This window comes from Chitinophaga filiformis (assembly GCF_023100805.1).
Taxonomy (GTDB): domain Bacteria; phylum Bacteroidota; class Bacteroidia; order Chitinophagales; family Chitinophagaceae; genus Chitinophaga; species Chitinophaga filiformis_B.
Window position 1 is genome coordinate 3527952 of sequence record NZ_CP095855.1, and the last position, 16797, is coordinate 3544748.

Here is a 16797-nt window from a genome sequence, read left to right on the forward strand (position 1 = left end):
CTTTGGGAGATGAAAGAAGATTTTCTTTTAAAGCAATTGGCGCAGCGGCAGGAGCAGCATGCGTTCCGGCAGCTGAGGCTCCCTGCTCCCGGTGCAGTGGATTTTTGCTCGAATGATTACCTGGGGCTTGCGCACAGCGCAGCCTTGCAGGAAGGTGTGCATACATTATTGCAGGCAAGGCCGTATATGCATGGTAGTACAGGCTCCCGTTTACTGGCGGGAAATTACGCATGGATAGAAGAGGCGGAAAGCATGCTGGCCACTTTTCATCAGAGTGGAGCTGGGCTGATCTATAATTCAGGTTATGATGCGAACCTGGGCTTATTTTCAGCAGTACCGCAGAAGGGAGATACCATTATTTATGATCAGCTGATCCATGCCTCTATCCGGGACGGGATCCGGTTGTCGAAGGCCCAGGCCTTTTCTTTTTTACATAATGACCTGGATGACCTGGTGAAAAAGCTGCAACATGCCACAGGCAATATTTTCGTAGCGGTGGAATCTGTCTATTCTATGGATGGCGATATGGCGCCGCTGAAGGAAATTGCAGCTTTATGTGAACAGTACAGTGCGCATCTGATTGTAGATGAAGCGCATGCCACAGGTGTAGTGGGCGCAAAGGGGGAGGGATTAGTACAACAACTGCAATTACAACAGGCCTGTTTTGCGCGGGTAAATACCTTCGGTAAGGCGGTGGGTTGCCATGGCGCAGTGGTATTGGGAAGCCCGCATCTGCGTGATTTTCTGATCAATTTCTCCAGGTCCTTCATTTATACCACGGCATTGCCGCCGACCGCAATTGCGGCTATCGTAGCCAGTTATGAGCTCTTCCCGTATATGCATTCGGCCCGTGAGCATCTTACAGCGTTAATTACTCACTTCAGGAAAGGAGTAGCCAGTCTTAGTACATTGTATAGTGAGACGCCGATCCAGGTGGTATTGACGCCGGGTAATGAGGCTACGCGCAATCTGGCCGCCAGTTTACAGTCGGCCGGCCTGGATGTCCGGGCTATCCTGCATCCTACGGTGCCGAAGGGGAAGGAGCGTTTGAGGATCGTACTGCATAGTTTCAATACGATGGAAGAAGTGGACCGCTTAATAAAAGCCCTGGTACAGCAGGCATGATATCGCCGGTATATTTTATGTATATTAGCAGATAACCTTGCACGTATGAGATTTGTTCCCTTTACCGTTAGCGCGGTGATAACCATTGCCTTGATAGTATGTCTTGATCGCTCCTGGGGCTCACTACCACCTTTAGGAAGGCTGTTAAGCCCGCAGGAAGGTTTCTGGCAGAATGCCACATCTATCAGTAAAGACTACAATGAAGACCTGCAGGTGCCCGGCCTGAAAGGAAAAGTGGAGGTTTGGCTGGACGACAGAATGGTGCCTCATATCTTCGCAGAAAATAACACAGACGCTTACTATGTACAGGGATATATGCATGCCCGTGACCGTCTGTGGCAGATGGAGCTGCAGTCGTTTGCCGCCGCAGGCCGTCTGTCAGAGATCCTGGGAAGCAAAATGATCAATTATGACCGTCAGCAGCGCCGCCTGGGTATGCTGTACGGCGCAGAGCAGGCGCTGAAGGCGATGGAAGCTGATCCTGTAGCCGGCCCTGCTATTAATGCATATGCTGATGGTGTTAATGCCTATATCAGCACACTAACCAAAGCAACACTTCCGCTGGAATATAAACTGCTGAACTATCGACCGGAGAAATGGACGCCTCTGAACTCGGCCCTGTTGCTGAAGATGATGGCAGCAGATCTGGCAGGAGGCGCCAATGACCTGGTGTATACCAATGCCCGCCAGCTTTTCAGTAAAGAAGACTTTGTTAAGATGTACCCTGATTTTGGAGATAGTATAGACCCTATCATTCCCCGGGGAACGCAATATCCTGCGGCAAGTGTAAAAGTAACCACACCGGCAGACAGTATCCTGAAAGCCGCAGGTGTAGTGCTGCATTTCAAGGAAGACAAACCTGATCCTGACAATGGCAGCAATAACTGGGCGGTAGCCGGTTCCAAAACACGTTCCGGTGCGCCTATTCTTGCGAATGATCCACACCTGGGTCTGAGCCTGCCTTCCCTTTGGTATGAAGCACAGATCCATACGCCGGAAATGAATGTTTACGGCGCTACATTGCCGGGCGCTCCGGGCGTTATCATCGGGTTTAACGATCATATTGCCTGGGGAGTGACCAATGCAGCAGAAGACGTAAAAGACTTTTACCTGATGCAATTCCGAAATGGCAAACAGCAATACCTGTTCAATGGCGCCTACCGGGATGCAGACCTGCGTATAGAAAAGATCAATGTGAAAGGAGGACAGCCATATTATGATACTGTGGCTTATACGGTGTGGGGTCCTGTGGTGTATGATAATGTATTCCCTGATACAGCTACCGGTCATCAGTTCCTTGCCATGCGCTGGAAAGCACTGGATCCTTCGGCTGAGATCAGGACATTCCTGGAGCTCAATAAAGCGCATAATTACAAGGATTATTTAGCTGCTTTAAAATATTATACCTGTCCTGCGCAGAACTTCGCATTTGCCGCTAAAACGGGCGAAATAGCGCTCTGGCATAATGGTCAGTTCCCCTTGCGCTTTAAGGACGAAGGGAAATGGATCATGCCGGGAAGCGACAGCACTTTTGCATGGCAGGGATATGTGCCGCAGGAAGAGAATCCGCACATCCTCAATCCAGCGCGTGGTTTTGTCAGCTCTGCCAATCAGCACCCGACAGACAGTACTTATCCTTACCGCTATGTGGCCGACTTCGATCTCTTCAGGGGCAAACGTATCAACGAGGTATTGGCGGCAGACAGCCAGATCACTATACAGCAGATGATGGATCTGCAGAATGATGTTCTGAATCCTTTTGCCCGTGCGGCACTGCCAATGATCAGGGCTCACCTGCCTGTTTCCCTGCTCACTGCCGATCAGCGAACATACTGGGAGCTCCTGGACAAATGGAATCTGCAGAGTAGTGCGGATAGTAAAGCAGCTACTATCTTCAACATTTTCTGGGATAAATTACAATCAGCTATCTGGGATGATGATATCGTTCGTGAGAAGACGCCATTGCAGCAGCCCTGGGAAAAAACAACCTTGCTCTGGCTTATCAGGGATTCTTCTATGAAATTTATCGACAATATCCATACACCGGAAAAAGAGACGCTGTCTCAAACTATACTGACAGCTTTCGCCTTTGCGGCAGACAGCGCCAGGGCATTGGATAAGGAACATAAATTAGAGTTTGGCCGTTTCCGTGGTACGAATATCCGTCACCTGACACGGTCCATTATTCCGTTCAGCGCGATGAACCTGCGCACCGGCGGAGGCCGTCATATTGTGAACGCTACCAAACAACTACATGGACCGTCGTGGAAAATGGTGGTAGAGCTGACAGGAAAGACAGTGGCATATGGCATCTACCCCGGAGGACAAAGCGGCAATCCCGGAAGTCCGTTCTATGACAATGCTGTACAGGATTGGGTACAGGGGAAGTATTATCTGCTGCATGTATTCGATCCAAAGGAAGATACAGACCCTGCCGTGAAGTTTAAGGTTAGGTTTAGCAAGGGCTGAAAATTTTTCTGAAAAATATTTGGAAGGGAATATATAATTCCTATCTTTGCACTCCCAATCACAAAAAAGGGAATGATTCCGTAGCTCAGTTGGTAGAGCAATACACTTTTAATGTATGGGTCCTGGGTTCGAGTCCCAGCGGGATCACAAATGACGCTTCAAGTTCAAGGACTTGGAGCGTTTTTGTTTTTAGCCCAATTCTTCTTTCATATTTAGTTTTTTGGTTCGAGGTTGATCATTTCGGATCAAGTTGAATTCTTGGGGGATTAGATTTAAAAATATTGTTTTGCTATAAAAGTGGGTGTATCGTACTTCTGACACACCCACTCCCGCATTACTGTAAATACTTGCATGTACGTAGGATCAGACTACCTGTTTCAGCCGGAAGCTGGCAACCAGGTGGTGCACTACGTTCGTCTTATCTTTATAGTATGCCTCCAGAGAACCTTCAACATACCCGCCTATCATCATATCATATCTTGTGAAGGTGACTTTAAACGTTCTATTATAATCCACCTCATAAAGGACATTATTCACACGAAGTTCGGTAAGGTTCAGGAAGGTACCTGTGCCGCTGCCACTGGTGGAGAAGTCCAGGCCCATCGTTGGATGCATTTGATCGTCCTGGCAGGAGATATCCGTGGTCCCTTTCCAGTAGTAAGACGCTAAAAAGGAATTACCTGGAGTTGCCGCATCTCCTTTGATGTTGTATTCAACATCATCAATGGAGTACTTCAGGAAGAGATCTGTGGCAGACTTACAGGTAGTAAGATGCACAATATTCTCTTCATTGGTGATCAATAGTGCTGCGGTGTCAGGACCAGGCACCGCATCGTTGCTGGCATTCATCAAAAAAATCGCCCTGACGTCACCTGTTACGTAGGCGCCACCATATTGCCCATTGGTAACAGGCAAATACCAACGGTTGTTGAGGGGCTGGCAAATAGCGGTTACCGTTCCACTTTGTATAGGCCCGCCACCGCAGTTGATTGCCGTTCCCTTTACAGACGTAATGTAAGGGGATGACGCAGGCAAGATGATTTCCTCATCTATGCCGGAGTTGAACGGTCCCCGCAGCACAAAAGGAGGAGGTCCGTCACTGAGGCTGCGCCAGCCAAGGAGAATATCTGCTGTCAGGTTTTCATGGGCCGGTAAAAAACAGATTGCATTGCCTTCTGCATCTGTACGGGCAGATGCTACTTCGTTATCCCCGCTTTTTACCCGCAGGATGGCATTAACCACCGGAAGACCATTTGAGGTACGTACCTTAAACGTCTTATACATACCGTCCACAAGTTCGCCAAAGCTCCAGATACCTCCCTGATGAATTTCCTTTGTATAGAAATTCCCCGTCTTTTTAGCATACCCTTGCTGCACCCACTGGTTATTTAAATAGAGCCAGGTGGCTATGCTGTCAGGCGCCGTAGAGCGCAGGCCAGCCGCGATCGGATATTGCAATGTGAGTTTTCCCAGCATTTTATAGGGAATATCAAGCAGTAACACACCAAATGACCGGAGGTACCATCTATGCCCATCCATGTCTGCCTTAAAAGACGGATTGGTGATGGAAAAAGCGGTGGCCGTTGGGTCCAGAATTGCATACGCCGGACTTGATGCAACAATTCCGGGTTCTTCGAATGCATTGGCACCAAAAGTTAACTTCCCGTCTCCTGCCAGTGCCCATTCCCCCGCATCGGTGGTAAACACCCGGTCAAGGTACGTGCCGTGAACATTGTTTACATCCACGTTGTTCCGGGAAGAGCCAGTGAGAGGAACATTGCGCGCAGTAGCGAGAAGGCCCAGATAAGGATCTGGTGTTAAGCTAATATTGCAATCATATTTTTCAACCGATAGTGCCGTGTTCGTTGAGTAACCGCTAAACGCATAATCAGTAACAGCACCATTTATTTTAACGGACATTGGATTCCCATACAGGCCATTCATTTCCGCATATACCGTAACAATAGTGCTGACAGGGGTCGCAGGCGGTATTGGGTTATGATCAACAGGCGGCTCATCGGGGATATCGGTATTGGGCTTGGGTTTACTACAGGCCATTATTAATAATGAAATAATCGCCAGGGGATAAAGCAATTTCATAGATGGGCTTATTTTACCTTTTAAAGGTAAATATAGTTCTAATATGTAGAAAACTGCCGCTATTGGGCAGGATAAACACAGGGACCGGCTTTAGCCGGTCCCTGTGACAAACTATAAACCGGCCTTTATTTCATCCAGCGTATCAGCGAAGACCGTCATCCTTTTTGCCATGCCAGCCCTCTTTCAATGGGGTCTGTTTCCTGTTTAACAATAGCGCCGGGTTGTCCCTGCTCTCTGCATATCCACCACTTTGTCCAATACACAGATATCCAGTCCTGAAAAGGGTTCATCAAACAGAAGAAAGCCCGATCCTTTTAATAAATCAGTTAAGTCCTGCATAATCTGGTTCGGGTTTTCGATACTCCGTGTCACTGAAAGCCCGGCTTCAATAGAAGTCGGTTTTTTTGTTTTGTTGGATGTGCTTGTTAGTTGATGTTAGTCATTTAGAAGGTCTTTAGCTAATAGATTGTTCTTGTAATTTAATAAACTCCGCTCCTATAACGCAATGGGATCGTCATTCTGGAGGAACGACGATCCCATTGCCATTTAAGTGATACTTCGATGTTTGCAGCTTTGATTATACGATGCCGTTTTCTGTAATCGTCATAGGATCACAAACAGCACAGGTAGGCCCTTCTGTTGGATTTATTACTACCCCTTTATTTACCTTGGTGTTGCTTAGTTTAGCGATTTTAATTTTGTTCAGGGTCAATTTTTTTCTGTTTTCCTTTTTCATGTGCAATTAGGGTTTAGGTGAAGAAATATGTATTTAGGAAGATAATAAAATCAGTTCATATTTAAAAGAGAGCCGAATGATTATGTCAAAGGAGCAGCTGCTTCGCTTTTGTAATAGGCCACCAATAATCATATAAATTATTTATGTAATAACAATATTATGCAGTAAATTGAAGCTTAATGTAAACATCACTTTATGATTTGGACTATTATTATTGGCGGCATAGCTGGCTGGCTTTCAGGGAAACTGATGCGAGGTAAAGGGTTTGGAATAATTGTAGATATTATTGTGGGAGTAATAGGCGGCTGGCTGGGTGGCTGGCTTTTCGGCCAGCTTGGAATCCATATCGGGAGTGGTCTGTTGGGCTCACTGATCGTGGCACTGGTGGGCGCTATCATACTAATCTGGCTTGTACGGTTAGTGAAACGCTGAGAAAGGCCATTGTTGGGAAAGATAAGCAGTTGAATGCTGTATCATAGGAAGCGCTGACATTGGGCAAAGCTCGCGCTAGTCGCGAGCTTTGTTTTTTATTTGACGATGTTCCCTCGGTTGCCGTGTCCCGTTTAGTATCATCCGTAAATTAGAGCAACCAGTTAATCTCATAATTGGTTTTGAGGATGATTAAATAAAGCTTGTAAGCAATATGGCTGTATCAATACGACTAAAGCGAGTAATTGTTCAGGGGTCCTGAAAACCGGAATGTCTTATAAATGAAATGTAAAAACTTAAACTCCAAAGTTTTTTCTAATTTGGAGTGATAAAGTACTACTACTGGCATTTAATGATATCAAATATGTTTATGCCTGAAGTAAATAGCAAGATGAAAGCAGAGGATACTATGCCTAAGATTTCTCAATAATGATTTAACCATTGCCCATGACTTATTTTCAAAAGATCAGACTTCTGTATGGAATCCCCGAAAATGAAAACTTCGGATTAGAAGAAAGCGAGATCGTTGCATTGGAAAAGCGATTGAATATTGAACTGCCTGTTATATTACGAAAGTACTATTTTACTTTCGGCAGTCATGAAGCGCTTAACTATGCTTACAATAGATTGTTACGGCATGAAAACGTATGGATTTCACGAGACGGATATTTGATGTTTTATGAAGAAAGACAGGGCGTGGTTTCCTGGGGTATAAAAAAGGAGGATTTGTTACGTCCGAACCCGCCTGTCTATGGTAACTATTCTAGTGATGAAGCGAATCCCGATTGGCATCTGGAGTTCCCATTAGACGCTTGTTTGTTAATGTTGGCGGTGTATAATGGTGTTTTAGGCGGATTATTGTTCAATGGCAACTGTTTGGATGCAGTTAAACCAGAAGTAGTTAGTTATATTAAAGATAACTGGCAGGAGTTGGAGGATATTTCAAATAGCTCTCAACGGATCTATACCAGGGATTATGCTGAAATGATTAGCCTATCATTTGACAAAGAACAGAATTGCAGCGGTATTTTTATCGGTACTAATGACCGCGACCGGTTTAATGGTATGTTGGACCATTTAGATGTAAACTGGTTTTATTTATCTACTGAGGACATGGATGATGAAGATGATGAAGATGATGAATGAACGGCTTTCCCTTCTTCCGATATGTAGCCTTGCTATTAAGGTAGCCGGCCAGATAAATGTTATTGTCTGCGACAGCGATGGCCTTTACTCCGGCGCCTGCAGCTTTCCTATGCCTGGGATCACTGTAAGATAACAAAGCCCGCGCTAGTCGCGAGCTTTGTTATCTTTCTTACCACGGTATTTCTCCAGTTTCAGGATTGTTTTCCTCACTAAAAAATTTCCCTGTTGGGCCATCATTGCCAATGAGCGCATATTTTACGATCCGTTTTCCGGCTTCTGTAACTGTTCCATGGCCACGATGTCCGTTGAAATCTGTTTTTGTAAATCCTGGACAAACAGCATTTATTTTGAAGGGAGTGTTTTTAAACTCGTATGCTAACACCACAGTGTACATATTCAGGGCTGATTTGGAAGAAAGATATACAGCACCTTTGTAGTCGTAGTATTTATATGTTGGATCGCTGTGAAGGGTAATGGAGCCCTGACTTGAACTTACATTTACAATGCGGGGTGCTGAGGACTTTTTTAATAAATCAATAAATGCCTGTGTAACCCGCACGGCGCCGTAAACATTTGCGTCATAAGCTGCCTTAAACTGGTCAATTGTTGAATCAAGCGCCGTTTGTGGGTAACCACCATAGATACCCGCATTATTAATAAGTATATCCAGTACCTTGGTTTTTTTACCTATCTCCTTACGGGCTTTAAGTACAGATTCGTCGTCCGTAATGTCGAGCTGAATAACTTCTACATTGTTTAAGCCCTTTGCTTTTAATTTACCAAGGGCTTCAACACCGTTTTCTAAATTACGACTGCCGAGGTAAACATACATGCCTTCCTGGGCAAGTTGTTGTGCAACTTCAAGGCCAATACTTTTGTTGGCCCCTGTTACTAATGCAAATCTCATTTCTTGTGTGAATTTTATGAAGCAAAAGTAGCGGGGCGCAAAATAGGGGGAATGGACAAATCCGTTTATTCTCCCGACAAATCTTGCTTAGGTAAAAACTCACTGGCACTTTTTCCTGTACTTTTTTTAAAGAGCCTTGAAAAATAATCAGGGTCATTAAAACCTAGTTCATAGGCCAATTCTTTGATAGAAATATTAGAATAGCGCAATTTTCTCTGGGCTTCCGCCATCAGGCGGTTAATAAAATAGTCTTTGGGCGATGTGCCGGCATATTCTTTTACAATCCGGTATAAACTGTTGGTAGATAAAGCTAATTTCTCTGCAATTGCGTTGATGGAGGGTTGCTCTGTAAGAGACGTTTCCACAACTAATTTGAACTCAACAAACTTTGAAAGGTTTGGATTTAAGATATTAACGGGTTGTTTGTTTTTGAAATAGGCGCTGTTTAATTCTGATAACAATGAGCTCAAATAAGCTAACATTATCTCTGTGTCGGTCTCCTGTTTGTCTAAGTACAGTATCTGGTTTAAAATTCCGAAAACCTTTATTACTCTTTCTTTTGCCGCACTGCCAAGAGCTATGGTTGGTGCGTTGAAAGGGTTGACTAAAAAAGGATATTGTTGTGGCAACAGGGCCAATGTATTTTCATCAAACAGCAATTTGAAATATTTAAGATTGTCTGTTTTGGCCGGTGGTGTAAAAATTTGATTCGGCATTGCAAAAAGCAGGTGCCCGTCGGTAAGCGTATAGTCTTGTGATTCTAAATTGTATGTAATTGTGCCGCTTTCAATTAATACGATAAAATAAGACGATAATCTGCGGGGTTGCAGCAAATTCTTTTGAGAGTCAGCTGACAGATAAGGATTGTCGTTTGATCGAACCTTTATTCCTGGTTCATTATGCTGTAGGTCCTCATATTTCCCTTTTGGTTTTTGCATATTCATTGCTCAATGTTTGTAGGCGTAGCCATTTGACTCTCATTTCACCAGAAAACGGGGGCAGCCACCAACGCCGTCAAATTTAAATTTAATGGTAAGCTCTTTCATCTCTTTGTCGCCGTTTGCTCAAATTTACAGCTCTTTCTATTCTTGGACGATTATATCGTTGAAGGAAGACCGGATAAAGGTTTAGCAGGATATTTAGTATCAGCAGCCACATAGATTTCAGCATTCCAAATTTGATAGCCACGAAAACATTAAACCCAAGCACTATAGGCAGGATAATTACGTGATCCAGTTCAGATTTTTTTGTTTGATAATACAATTTCGTCAGGGATTGGGTATTATTTCCTATTGGATATGATTTTCTAATTACTTTTTCCCAGCCGGTCCAAACCAATAGCTTCCTGAAAAAATTTATTCCAAGGTATTCGTATATTTTTCCTTTACGCTCCCATCCTTTTTCATCATAGCAGGAAGCAGTCAGTTTACTTTTCAGCGCTTCGGTGAAAGCTGACACAACTAACATCAACAGGAAATTCAGCGCCCACGCGAATGCAAAACCATCCATTTTGATATAATATACCAGCGCATAGATTGCAGCAATTGAAAATATAGCAATTAAAATCAAGGTCAGTATTCTTCTCATTGATTACTTACGTTTGGGAAGTCGCGGAGCCAAAGTTTATGATAATTTCTTAATATTTTCGGATTTTTTCCTTCCTGATTTTTTCCAGGGGCTTTACATTCAGGACCGGAAATCTGACAAGTGGTCTTTTTTGTAATAAAAATCCGGTAGAAGTGCCTGGTAGCAAACAGCTGTGTAGTTCCGATGTGGATATTGTGCAGATAGTAATCGCTCAACGCCCGCCCCAGCCCTGGGCTGATAGTTTGTTTTATCGGGTAGTTGAACTAAACATGCCTTGGTACTCGTCTGTCTCAATCCGCAGTCATTAGCTTCGCAATTTCTACAGCATATTGTATGCCCATACTTTCCAAAGTTTTTTTGATTCTTTCACTAAACATACATTGCTCTTTCCTTACGTGCGCCAGTTCACGTTGGAGGTCAGAACGCGGTACTGTTATGCGTATTTGTAAATGATCCAATACGTGGAGGTTCTCATCAGTATAATCAGAGAATTCGACGTGGCAATCATTTTTCCGATAATATATCCAGGGATGACCAATCCAGAGTTGCTGCCAAACGGTATTCTCTGATTCAATCATTGCTTGCCAGTCATGAATAGCTCCGATATCTCCACAGCAGCCCGGAGTGATGTATAAGATATTATCTCGTTCTAAAGCGATCCCACCCGATAGGGCTGAGACTTGCTCCTGGAAGTCTCGCAGGTCTATATCTCTTAGGTTGGTTTTTAGTATTTTGATCAATGCATTATCGCTGATAGTGCTTATATCAAACAGCCACCCATCTTTGTAGATGGGTACCAGATCAGTCGGGTATTCGTCCGGATCATATTCGTGGGGAGATACTTCTATCGTACTAATTAGCCGCATGTATAATTGTTGTTAATTCAGATTTATGGTCCAGGTTTTAATCATTTCAGCTTGTTTGTCTGCAAATTAATCAGATATCAACAACGCAATGATATTTGCATTTCTGCAGGCGGAAATTAAGAAAACAGGCGTACTTTTTCCAATTTTTGAAGCCCGGTGTTTAATCTTTTTCCCACGCAATTTCCGTAGATTAGATTTGATTTTAGTAACCTTGTGCTATGATCCAATTGCAAACTATAGAAGATTTCTATAAAGAACGGTTAGAATCCATTCCTGACAATTTCAAAGCGGAAATAGGTCATTTCAATGCCTTCAGATTTGAGTCCGTGAAAGGGTGTGGTTTAAGACCTATTCCATACAACATAAGAGCGTATTTCAAGATCTGTTTGATAGAAGGGAAAAATCAGGTTCACTACGGAGAGAAGCAGTTTAACATCGAAAAACAGGCGCTACTGTTTTCCAATCCCCAGGTGCCATACAACTGGAAGCATATAACAGAGGATCAACGGGGCTATTTCTGCATTTTTACGACAAGTTTTTTTAATCATTTCGGCAACCCACAGGATTATTCGGTATTCAGGCCTGATGGAATACCTATCATAGAGCTTAGTGACGCGCAGGCACAGAAAGCAGCGCAACTTTTTGAGGAAATGTATACTGACTGGACATCCGACTATGTATATAAATATGACAGGATGCGAACTTTGGTCTATGAGCTGATGCATCTCGCCGTTAAAGCGCAACCAATTGAAATGGCTGAGCGCAGGTATCCCGGCGCTGCTCAAAAAATTGCCAGGCAGTTTGTTGAACTTCTGGAACAGCAGTTTCCAATAAATGACAGTGATGCTCCGCTACGCTTACGTTCGTCCTCCGATTTTGCCAATTGCCTGTCGATTCACGTAAACCACCTGAACAAGGTATCCCAGGAAGTGTTCCACAAGCCTACCTCGGTGATCATACAGGAGCGGATTTTGTTGGAGGCTAAAATATTGTTGAAGCATACGGATAAAGCTGTTTTTGAAATTGCGTATGCTTTGGGATTCAAGGAAAAAACACACTTCAATAACTTCTTCAAGAAAAATACACAGCTGAGCCCTACCCAATTCAGGGGTATTTGATTTTTGTAACAATTGCATTGTTTTTTGTTACCGGGTCTTTTTGTCTGCAGACGACCTTTGCTTCATCAATTTATTTTATAACATCAGCAAAATCAGCATCATGCAGAATAATCAGAATGAGCACAAGGACCTCACAGGCAAAACGGCTTTAGTAACGGGAGGCACAAAAGGAATAGGAAAGGCAATTGCAGACAGGTTACTGCAGGCAGGGGCTCGGGTAATCGTAACCGCGAGGAACGCGCCCGAAGAAAGCAATTTTGATCATCATTTCATTGCGGCGGATTTGACGCAGGCTGGCCAGGTAACGAGGCTGGCAGAGGACATTAATGAAAAGTTTGGCGGAATTGACATATTGATTGATAACATCGGCGGACTTACCACTCCGGGTGGTGGGTTCAGTGCTTTGACTGATCAGCACTGGGAAAGTGAGCTGCAATTGAATTTGCTGTCAGCCATCCGGCTGGACAGGGCCTTGTTGCCTAAAATGCTCGAGCGCAAAAGCGGGGTTATCATTCATATGTCTTCTATTGCCGGTTTGCTGCCACTGTGGGAGCATAATATGGCCTATGCAGTTGCGAAGGCAGCCCTGAACAGCTATAGTAAAGCATTGGCGAATGAACTTGCGGGGAAGGGCGTAAGGGTGTTGACAGTATCTCCCGGGGCGACTAGAACGCCGCCGATGGAAAACTTCATACAGCAGGTTGCCAGCTCGGCAGGGCTGACGTATGAAGAAGGCCTCAGGCATCTGATGCGGGAAATTGGCGGTATCCCCATGGGAAGAATGGCCGAGCCGGATGAAGTGGCATCATTGGTATATTTCCTTGTATCACCTGCAGCCGCTTATCTTACCGGCGCAAATTATCTCATCGACGGAGGCGCTTTGCCCGTTGCGTAAAGCACCTGTTGGAAAAGAGATGAGTAGATCCGTATTTGTTTCTTTATGCATCTCTATCAGAACGTTGGTATTGCCAGGTCTTATTTATCGAATCAGCGTTTGCTATACCAGGAAGAATAAGGTAGAAGCAGGGTGTATCAAGCACGATACACCCTCTTTTTATTTGGGGACCTGATGAGGTCTGCCAATTGTTAAGTGATTCTTAGTGTCTATTTTTACTTTTGAATTTTCCTTTCTTGGTTTATGTACTATCCGTCGTCGGATCGTATACTTCAAATACCACGGATGTTTACGTGTTATTGGGATGAAGGAGGCTGTGCCCCACTGTAATTTCTCACCGATGGCCCCGGATGTGACCTACATCACAAAATGATCTTCCTGTTGACAAGGTGATGTAGGTCACATAGTCACCTTACTTTTCGTTACGAGATTTGTATCGTAACAAATCATACAACAATGTCAAAAACAATTTTTATTACAGGCGCTTCCCGCGGATTTGGCAGAATCTGGGCAGAAGCATTTTTAAACCGCGGAGATAAAGTAGTTGCTACAGCCCGCGATATAAGACACCTTGACAGCTTGGTAAAGGATTATGGAGAAAACATTTTCCCCCTGAAACTCGATGTCAACGACCGCGATGCAGTTTTTGCCGCAGTGAAAGCAGGGAAAGAGCATTTTGGCGCCATCGATGTGCTGATAAATAATGCTGGCTACGGTTTGTTCGGTGCTATCGAGGAAACTACAGAGCAGGAAGCACGTGAACAGATGGAAACAAATTTCTTTGGCCTGCTTTGGGTAACGCAGGCAGTGTTGCCCATCATGCGCGAACAGAAGAACGGCCATATTATTCAGTTGTCAAGTGTATTGGGAGTGGTAACAGTACCAACGCTTGGATTGTACAATGCCTCTAAGTTTGCGGTCGAAGGTTTAACTGAATCCCTGGCGCCTGAGGTGGCGCAATTCGGTATAAAAGTCTCTCTGGTAGAGCCGAATGCCTTTTCAACTGAATGGGGCGGCGCCTCAGCTATTCATACAACGGCAAATCCTGTCTATGATCAGGTAAAAGCAGGTCTGCAGGCTGGATTTACGCCAGATTTCTTTGGTAAACCAGCAGCGACCGCGGAAGCGATATTGAAATTGGTTGATAGTGAAAATCCACCGTTGAGGCTATTTCTCGGCAGTAAGGCTTATCCCTGGGTAAAACAGGTTTACCAGACCCGCTATGCGGAATGGGATGCCTGGAGTGATGTCTCAAGCGAAGCCCATGGACACTAAAGCTTAAGAGCTCATTTTTAAAACAACAATAATAAGTGATGTCATGAAAACGCAAAAAGTATGGTTCATAACAGGTGCATCAAAAGGTTTTGGTTTGGAGATCGCCAAAGCAGCACTTACAGCGGGAGATAAGGTAGTTGCGACAGTTAGAAGTAATCCTGAGCAGCTAAGGGCCTTACTCGGAAATGAACACGACGCGCTGGTAGTCACACTCGACGTAACAAGGGAAGATCAGGTAAAGCAAGGCGTACAGGATGCGATAAGCAAATTTGGCCGGGTGGATGTGCTGGTCAATAATGCCGGTTATGGATTGCTTGGCGCTACCGAGGAAGTATCTGACCAGGAGGTAAGGAAACAATATGATACTAATGTTTTTGGATTGCTGAACGTTACCAGGGCAATTCTACCCCATATGCGCAGTCAAAAAAACGGACATATCATTAACATATCTTCCTTACTTGGCTATACTGCCTCCGTACCCGGCTTTGGTCTATATGGTTCAACCAAATTTGCGGTGGAAGGTATTACCGAAGGCCTGGCGCTGGAAGTGAAACCACTGGGTATACATGTTACAACCGCCGCCCCTGGCTATTTCAGGACAAAATTTGCATCCACAGAATCTTACCAGGCCGCAGGCAATATAATTGACGCGTACAAAGATACCGTAGGGCACGTAAGGGAATTCATCAGCCAGATAGATGGCAACCAACCGGGCGACCCTATAAGACTGGCACAGGTAATTCTTAAACTGGCAGCGAGTGAAAATCCGCCGATACATTTGCCGCTGGGGTCAGATGCAGTAGCTGCTTTCCGTACCAAGGCGGTGCAGGCAGGCAAAGAAGTGGATGAATGGGAAAGTATTTCCAGCAGTACAGATTATCCAAAAGATTGAGAGCCGCAACGATGTAGCAAGGTCACCGGAGGCTGATGCCTTTGTGAATGGTTCAGGTTGTTCATTCCCGTCAGTACGGGCAGCTAAAAGCTTCGGGTTAAAGACTCGAAGCTTTTTGGCGTATGCGCGGGAAGACCCGGGCGGAAAGAAAAGTGGAACTGGCGTATGATTACCGGTGGCCTGTCAGCCATTATGAACCGGACCGGGACAGGAAAATCGTTCAAAATCCCGTTGGTAAAAAATGAATGGGGCATGGAATTTTGTGTTGATTTTTATAGATTCCGGATATTAAATACAATAGACTATGAGAAAGATGTATATGGGTTTAACGGTGTTGTTTTTTTCATACCAGCACATGATGGCGCAGCAAAGCATGCCATTGTACCCGGCAAACCAGATCCCGTTTGCTAAGGAAAATACCGAGCAGCCTAAAATCACCGTTTATGTGCCTCAAAAGAAGAAATCTGACGTTGCTGTCATTGTCTGTTCCGGTGGTGCTTATGGAGGAAGAGCCAACGATGTTGAGGGTATACCTGCATGCAGGAAACTTAATGAAGCCGGTATTACCGCTTTCCTGTTAGATTACCGTGTTCCTGATGCTTCCAGGATGACTGAGAAGGAAATTGTCCCACTCACAGATGTACAGGCCACAATAATGTATGTTAGATCGCATGCAAAACAGTATGGCATAAAACCTGACAAGGTAGGCATCATGGGCTTTTCCGCAGGAGGGCACCTGGTCACTACCGTAGAAACCCATTTTAATCAGACAAGACTGGATAATCCCGGGCACATCAGCCTGCGTCCGGATTTTGTTGTGGCGGTCTATCCGGTTGTAAGTTTTGCTGACAGCCTTACACATATTGGTTCCAGGCGCAACTTAATTGGTCCCGATATAACACCAGAGAAGATCAGGGAGTATTCCAATGAATTGCAGGTGACGGAAGAAACGCCTCCCACATTTTTAGTGTCGGCAATAGATGACGATGTGGTAAAGGTCGAAAACAGCTTATACCTGGAAGCTGCGTTAAGACAACATCATGTTCCCGTAAAAATGTTTTTATATGCAAAAGGCGGACATGGTTTTGGCGTAAATAATAGGACAGCATCTGCACAGTGGACGGAGCCTTGTATCAGGTGGATATTGAGTGGTAAATGGAAAGCAGATTTTTAAGACCCGACATTTGAAGTTAGCAAAAGGAAATGGTCTCTTCTATATTGCAGTCAAGCCCCGATGTTATAGAAAAGCCAT

General features: G+C 44.6%; 15 protein-coding genes and 1 tRNA gene. 10 read left to right on the forward strand and 6 right to left on the reverse strand.

Annotation, left to right across the window (positions count from 1 at the left end):
• The first annotated feature begins 9 nt into the window (after positions 1-9).
• The 3 genes from MYF79_RS14120 (at position 10) to MYF79_RS14130 (ending at position 3741) form a co-directional block, all read left to right on the forward strand.
• Entirely contained in the window at positions 10-1125 is a 1116-nt protein-coding gene (locus tag MYF79_RS14120; RefSeq protein ID WP_247814615.1) for an aminotransferase class I/II-fold pyridoxal phosphate-dependent enzyme, read from the forward strand.
• 45 nt (positions 1126-1170) lie between these two features.
• On the forward strand, positions 1171-3594 hold the full coding sequence (locus MYF79_RS14125; protein WP_247814616.1) for a penicillin acylase family protein: 2424 nt from the start codon (positions 1171-1173) through the stop codon (positions 3592-3594).
• Positions 3595-3668: 74 nt separating this feature from the next.
• Positions 3669-3741 (forward strand) — tRNA-Lys (locus tag MYF79_RS14130).
• 216 nt (positions 3742-3957) lie between these two features.
• Here MYF79_RS14130 and MYF79_RS14135 read toward each other — a convergent pair.
• Both MYF79_RS14135 and MYF79_RS14140 read right to left on the reverse strand, forming a co-directional pair.
• Positions 3958-5694 (reverse strand): hypothetical protein, encoded by a 1737-nt coding sequence (locus MYF79_RS14135; RefSeq protein ID WP_247814617.1) that lies wholly within the window; start codon positions 5692-5694, stop codon positions 3958-3960.
• 577 nt (positions 5695-6271) lie between these two features.
• Positions 6272-6430, reverse strand: coding sequence for a hypothetical protein (locus MYF79_RS14140; RefSeq protein ID WP_247814618.1), 159 nt, complete (start codon positions 6428-6430; stop codon positions 6272-6274).
• A gap of 195 nt (positions 6431-6625) precedes the next feature.
• On the opposite strand from MYF79_RS14140, the gene MYF79_RS14145 reads away from it, so the two are divergent.
• The gene (locus MYF79_RS14145) at positions 6626-6862 is read left to right on the forward strand and encodes a GlsB/YeaQ/YmgE family stress response membrane protein (protein ID WP_247814619.1); all 237 of its coding nucleotides are present in this window, start codon (positions 6626-6628) and stop codon (positions 6860-6862) included.
• 444 nt (positions 6863-7306) lie between these two features.
• On the forward strand, positions 7307-8005 hold the full coding sequence (locus tag MYF79_RS14150) for a hypothetical protein (protein ID WP_247814620.1): 699 nt from the start codon (positions 7307-7309) through the stop codon (positions 8003-8005).
• Between the two features lie 169 nt (positions 8006-8174).
• Here MYF79_RS14150 and MYF79_RS14155 read toward each other — a convergent pair whose 3' ends face one another.
• From MYF79_RS14155 to MYF79_RS14170, 4 genes are all read right to left on the reverse strand, one after another.
• Positions 8175-8912, reverse strand: coding sequence for an SDR family oxidoreductase (locus tag MYF79_RS14155; protein ID WP_247814621.1), 738 nt, complete (start codon positions 8910-8912; stop codon positions 8175-8177).
• Positions 8913-8977: 65 nt separating this feature from the next.
• On the reverse strand, positions 8978-9856 hold the full coding sequence (locus tag MYF79_RS14160; RefSeq protein ID WP_247814622.1) for a helix-turn-helix domain-containing protein: 879 nt from the start codon (positions 9854-9856) through the stop codon (positions 8978-8980).
• Positions 9857-9938: 82 nt separating this feature from the next.
• Positions 9939-10499: a hypothetical protein gene (locus tag MYF79_RS14165; RefSeq protein ID WP_247814623.1), complete on the reverse strand. Its 561-nt coding sequence runs from the start codon at positions 10497-10499 to the stop codon at positions 9939-9941.
• A gap of 290 nt (positions 10500-10789) precedes the next feature.
• Positions 10790-11365, reverse strand: a complete 576-nt coding sequence (locus tag MYF79_RS14170) for a hypothetical protein (RefSeq protein WP_247814624.1) — start codon at positions 11363-11365, stop codon at positions 10790-10792.
• Positions 11366-11583: 218 nt separating this feature from the next.
• On the opposite strand from MYF79_RS14170, the gene MYF79_RS14175 reads away from it, so the two are divergent.
• The 5 genes from MYF79_RS14175 to MYF79_RS14195 all read left to right on the forward strand — a co-directional run bounded on the left by MYF79_RS14175 (position 11584) and on the right by MYF79_RS14195 (position 16719).
• Positions 11584-12483 carry a helix-turn-helix domain-containing protein gene (locus MYF79_RS14175; protein WP_247814625.1) on the forward strand — a complete coding sequence of 300 codons (900 nt, stop codon included), beginning with the start codon at positions 11584-11586 and terminating at the stop codon, positions 12481-12483.
• Between the two features lie 100 nt (positions 12484-12583).
• Positions 12584-13378 (forward strand): SDR family oxidoreductase, encoded by a 795-nt coding sequence (locus tag MYF79_RS14180; RefSeq protein ID WP_247814626.1) that lies wholly within the window; start codon positions 12584-12586, stop codon positions 13376-13378.
• Between the two features lie 456 nt (positions 13379-13834).
• Positions 13835-14653, forward strand: coding sequence for an SDR family NAD(P)-dependent oxidoreductase (locus tag MYF79_RS14185; RefSeq protein ID WP_247814627.1), 819 nt, complete (start codon positions 13835-13837; stop codon positions 14651-14653).
• 43 nt (positions 14654-14696) lie between these two features.
• Positions 14697-15545: an oxidoreductase gene (locus MYF79_RS14190; RefSeq protein ID WP_247814628.1), complete on the forward strand. Its 849-nt coding sequence runs from the start codon at positions 14697-14699 to the stop codon at positions 15543-15545.
• Positions 15546-15849: 304 nt separating this feature from the next.
• Entirely contained in the window at positions 15850-16719 is an 870-nt protein-coding gene (locus tag MYF79_RS14195; protein ID WP_247814629.1) for an alpha/beta hydrolase, read from the forward strand.
• The last annotated feature ends 78 nt before the right edge of the window (positions 16720-16797 follow it).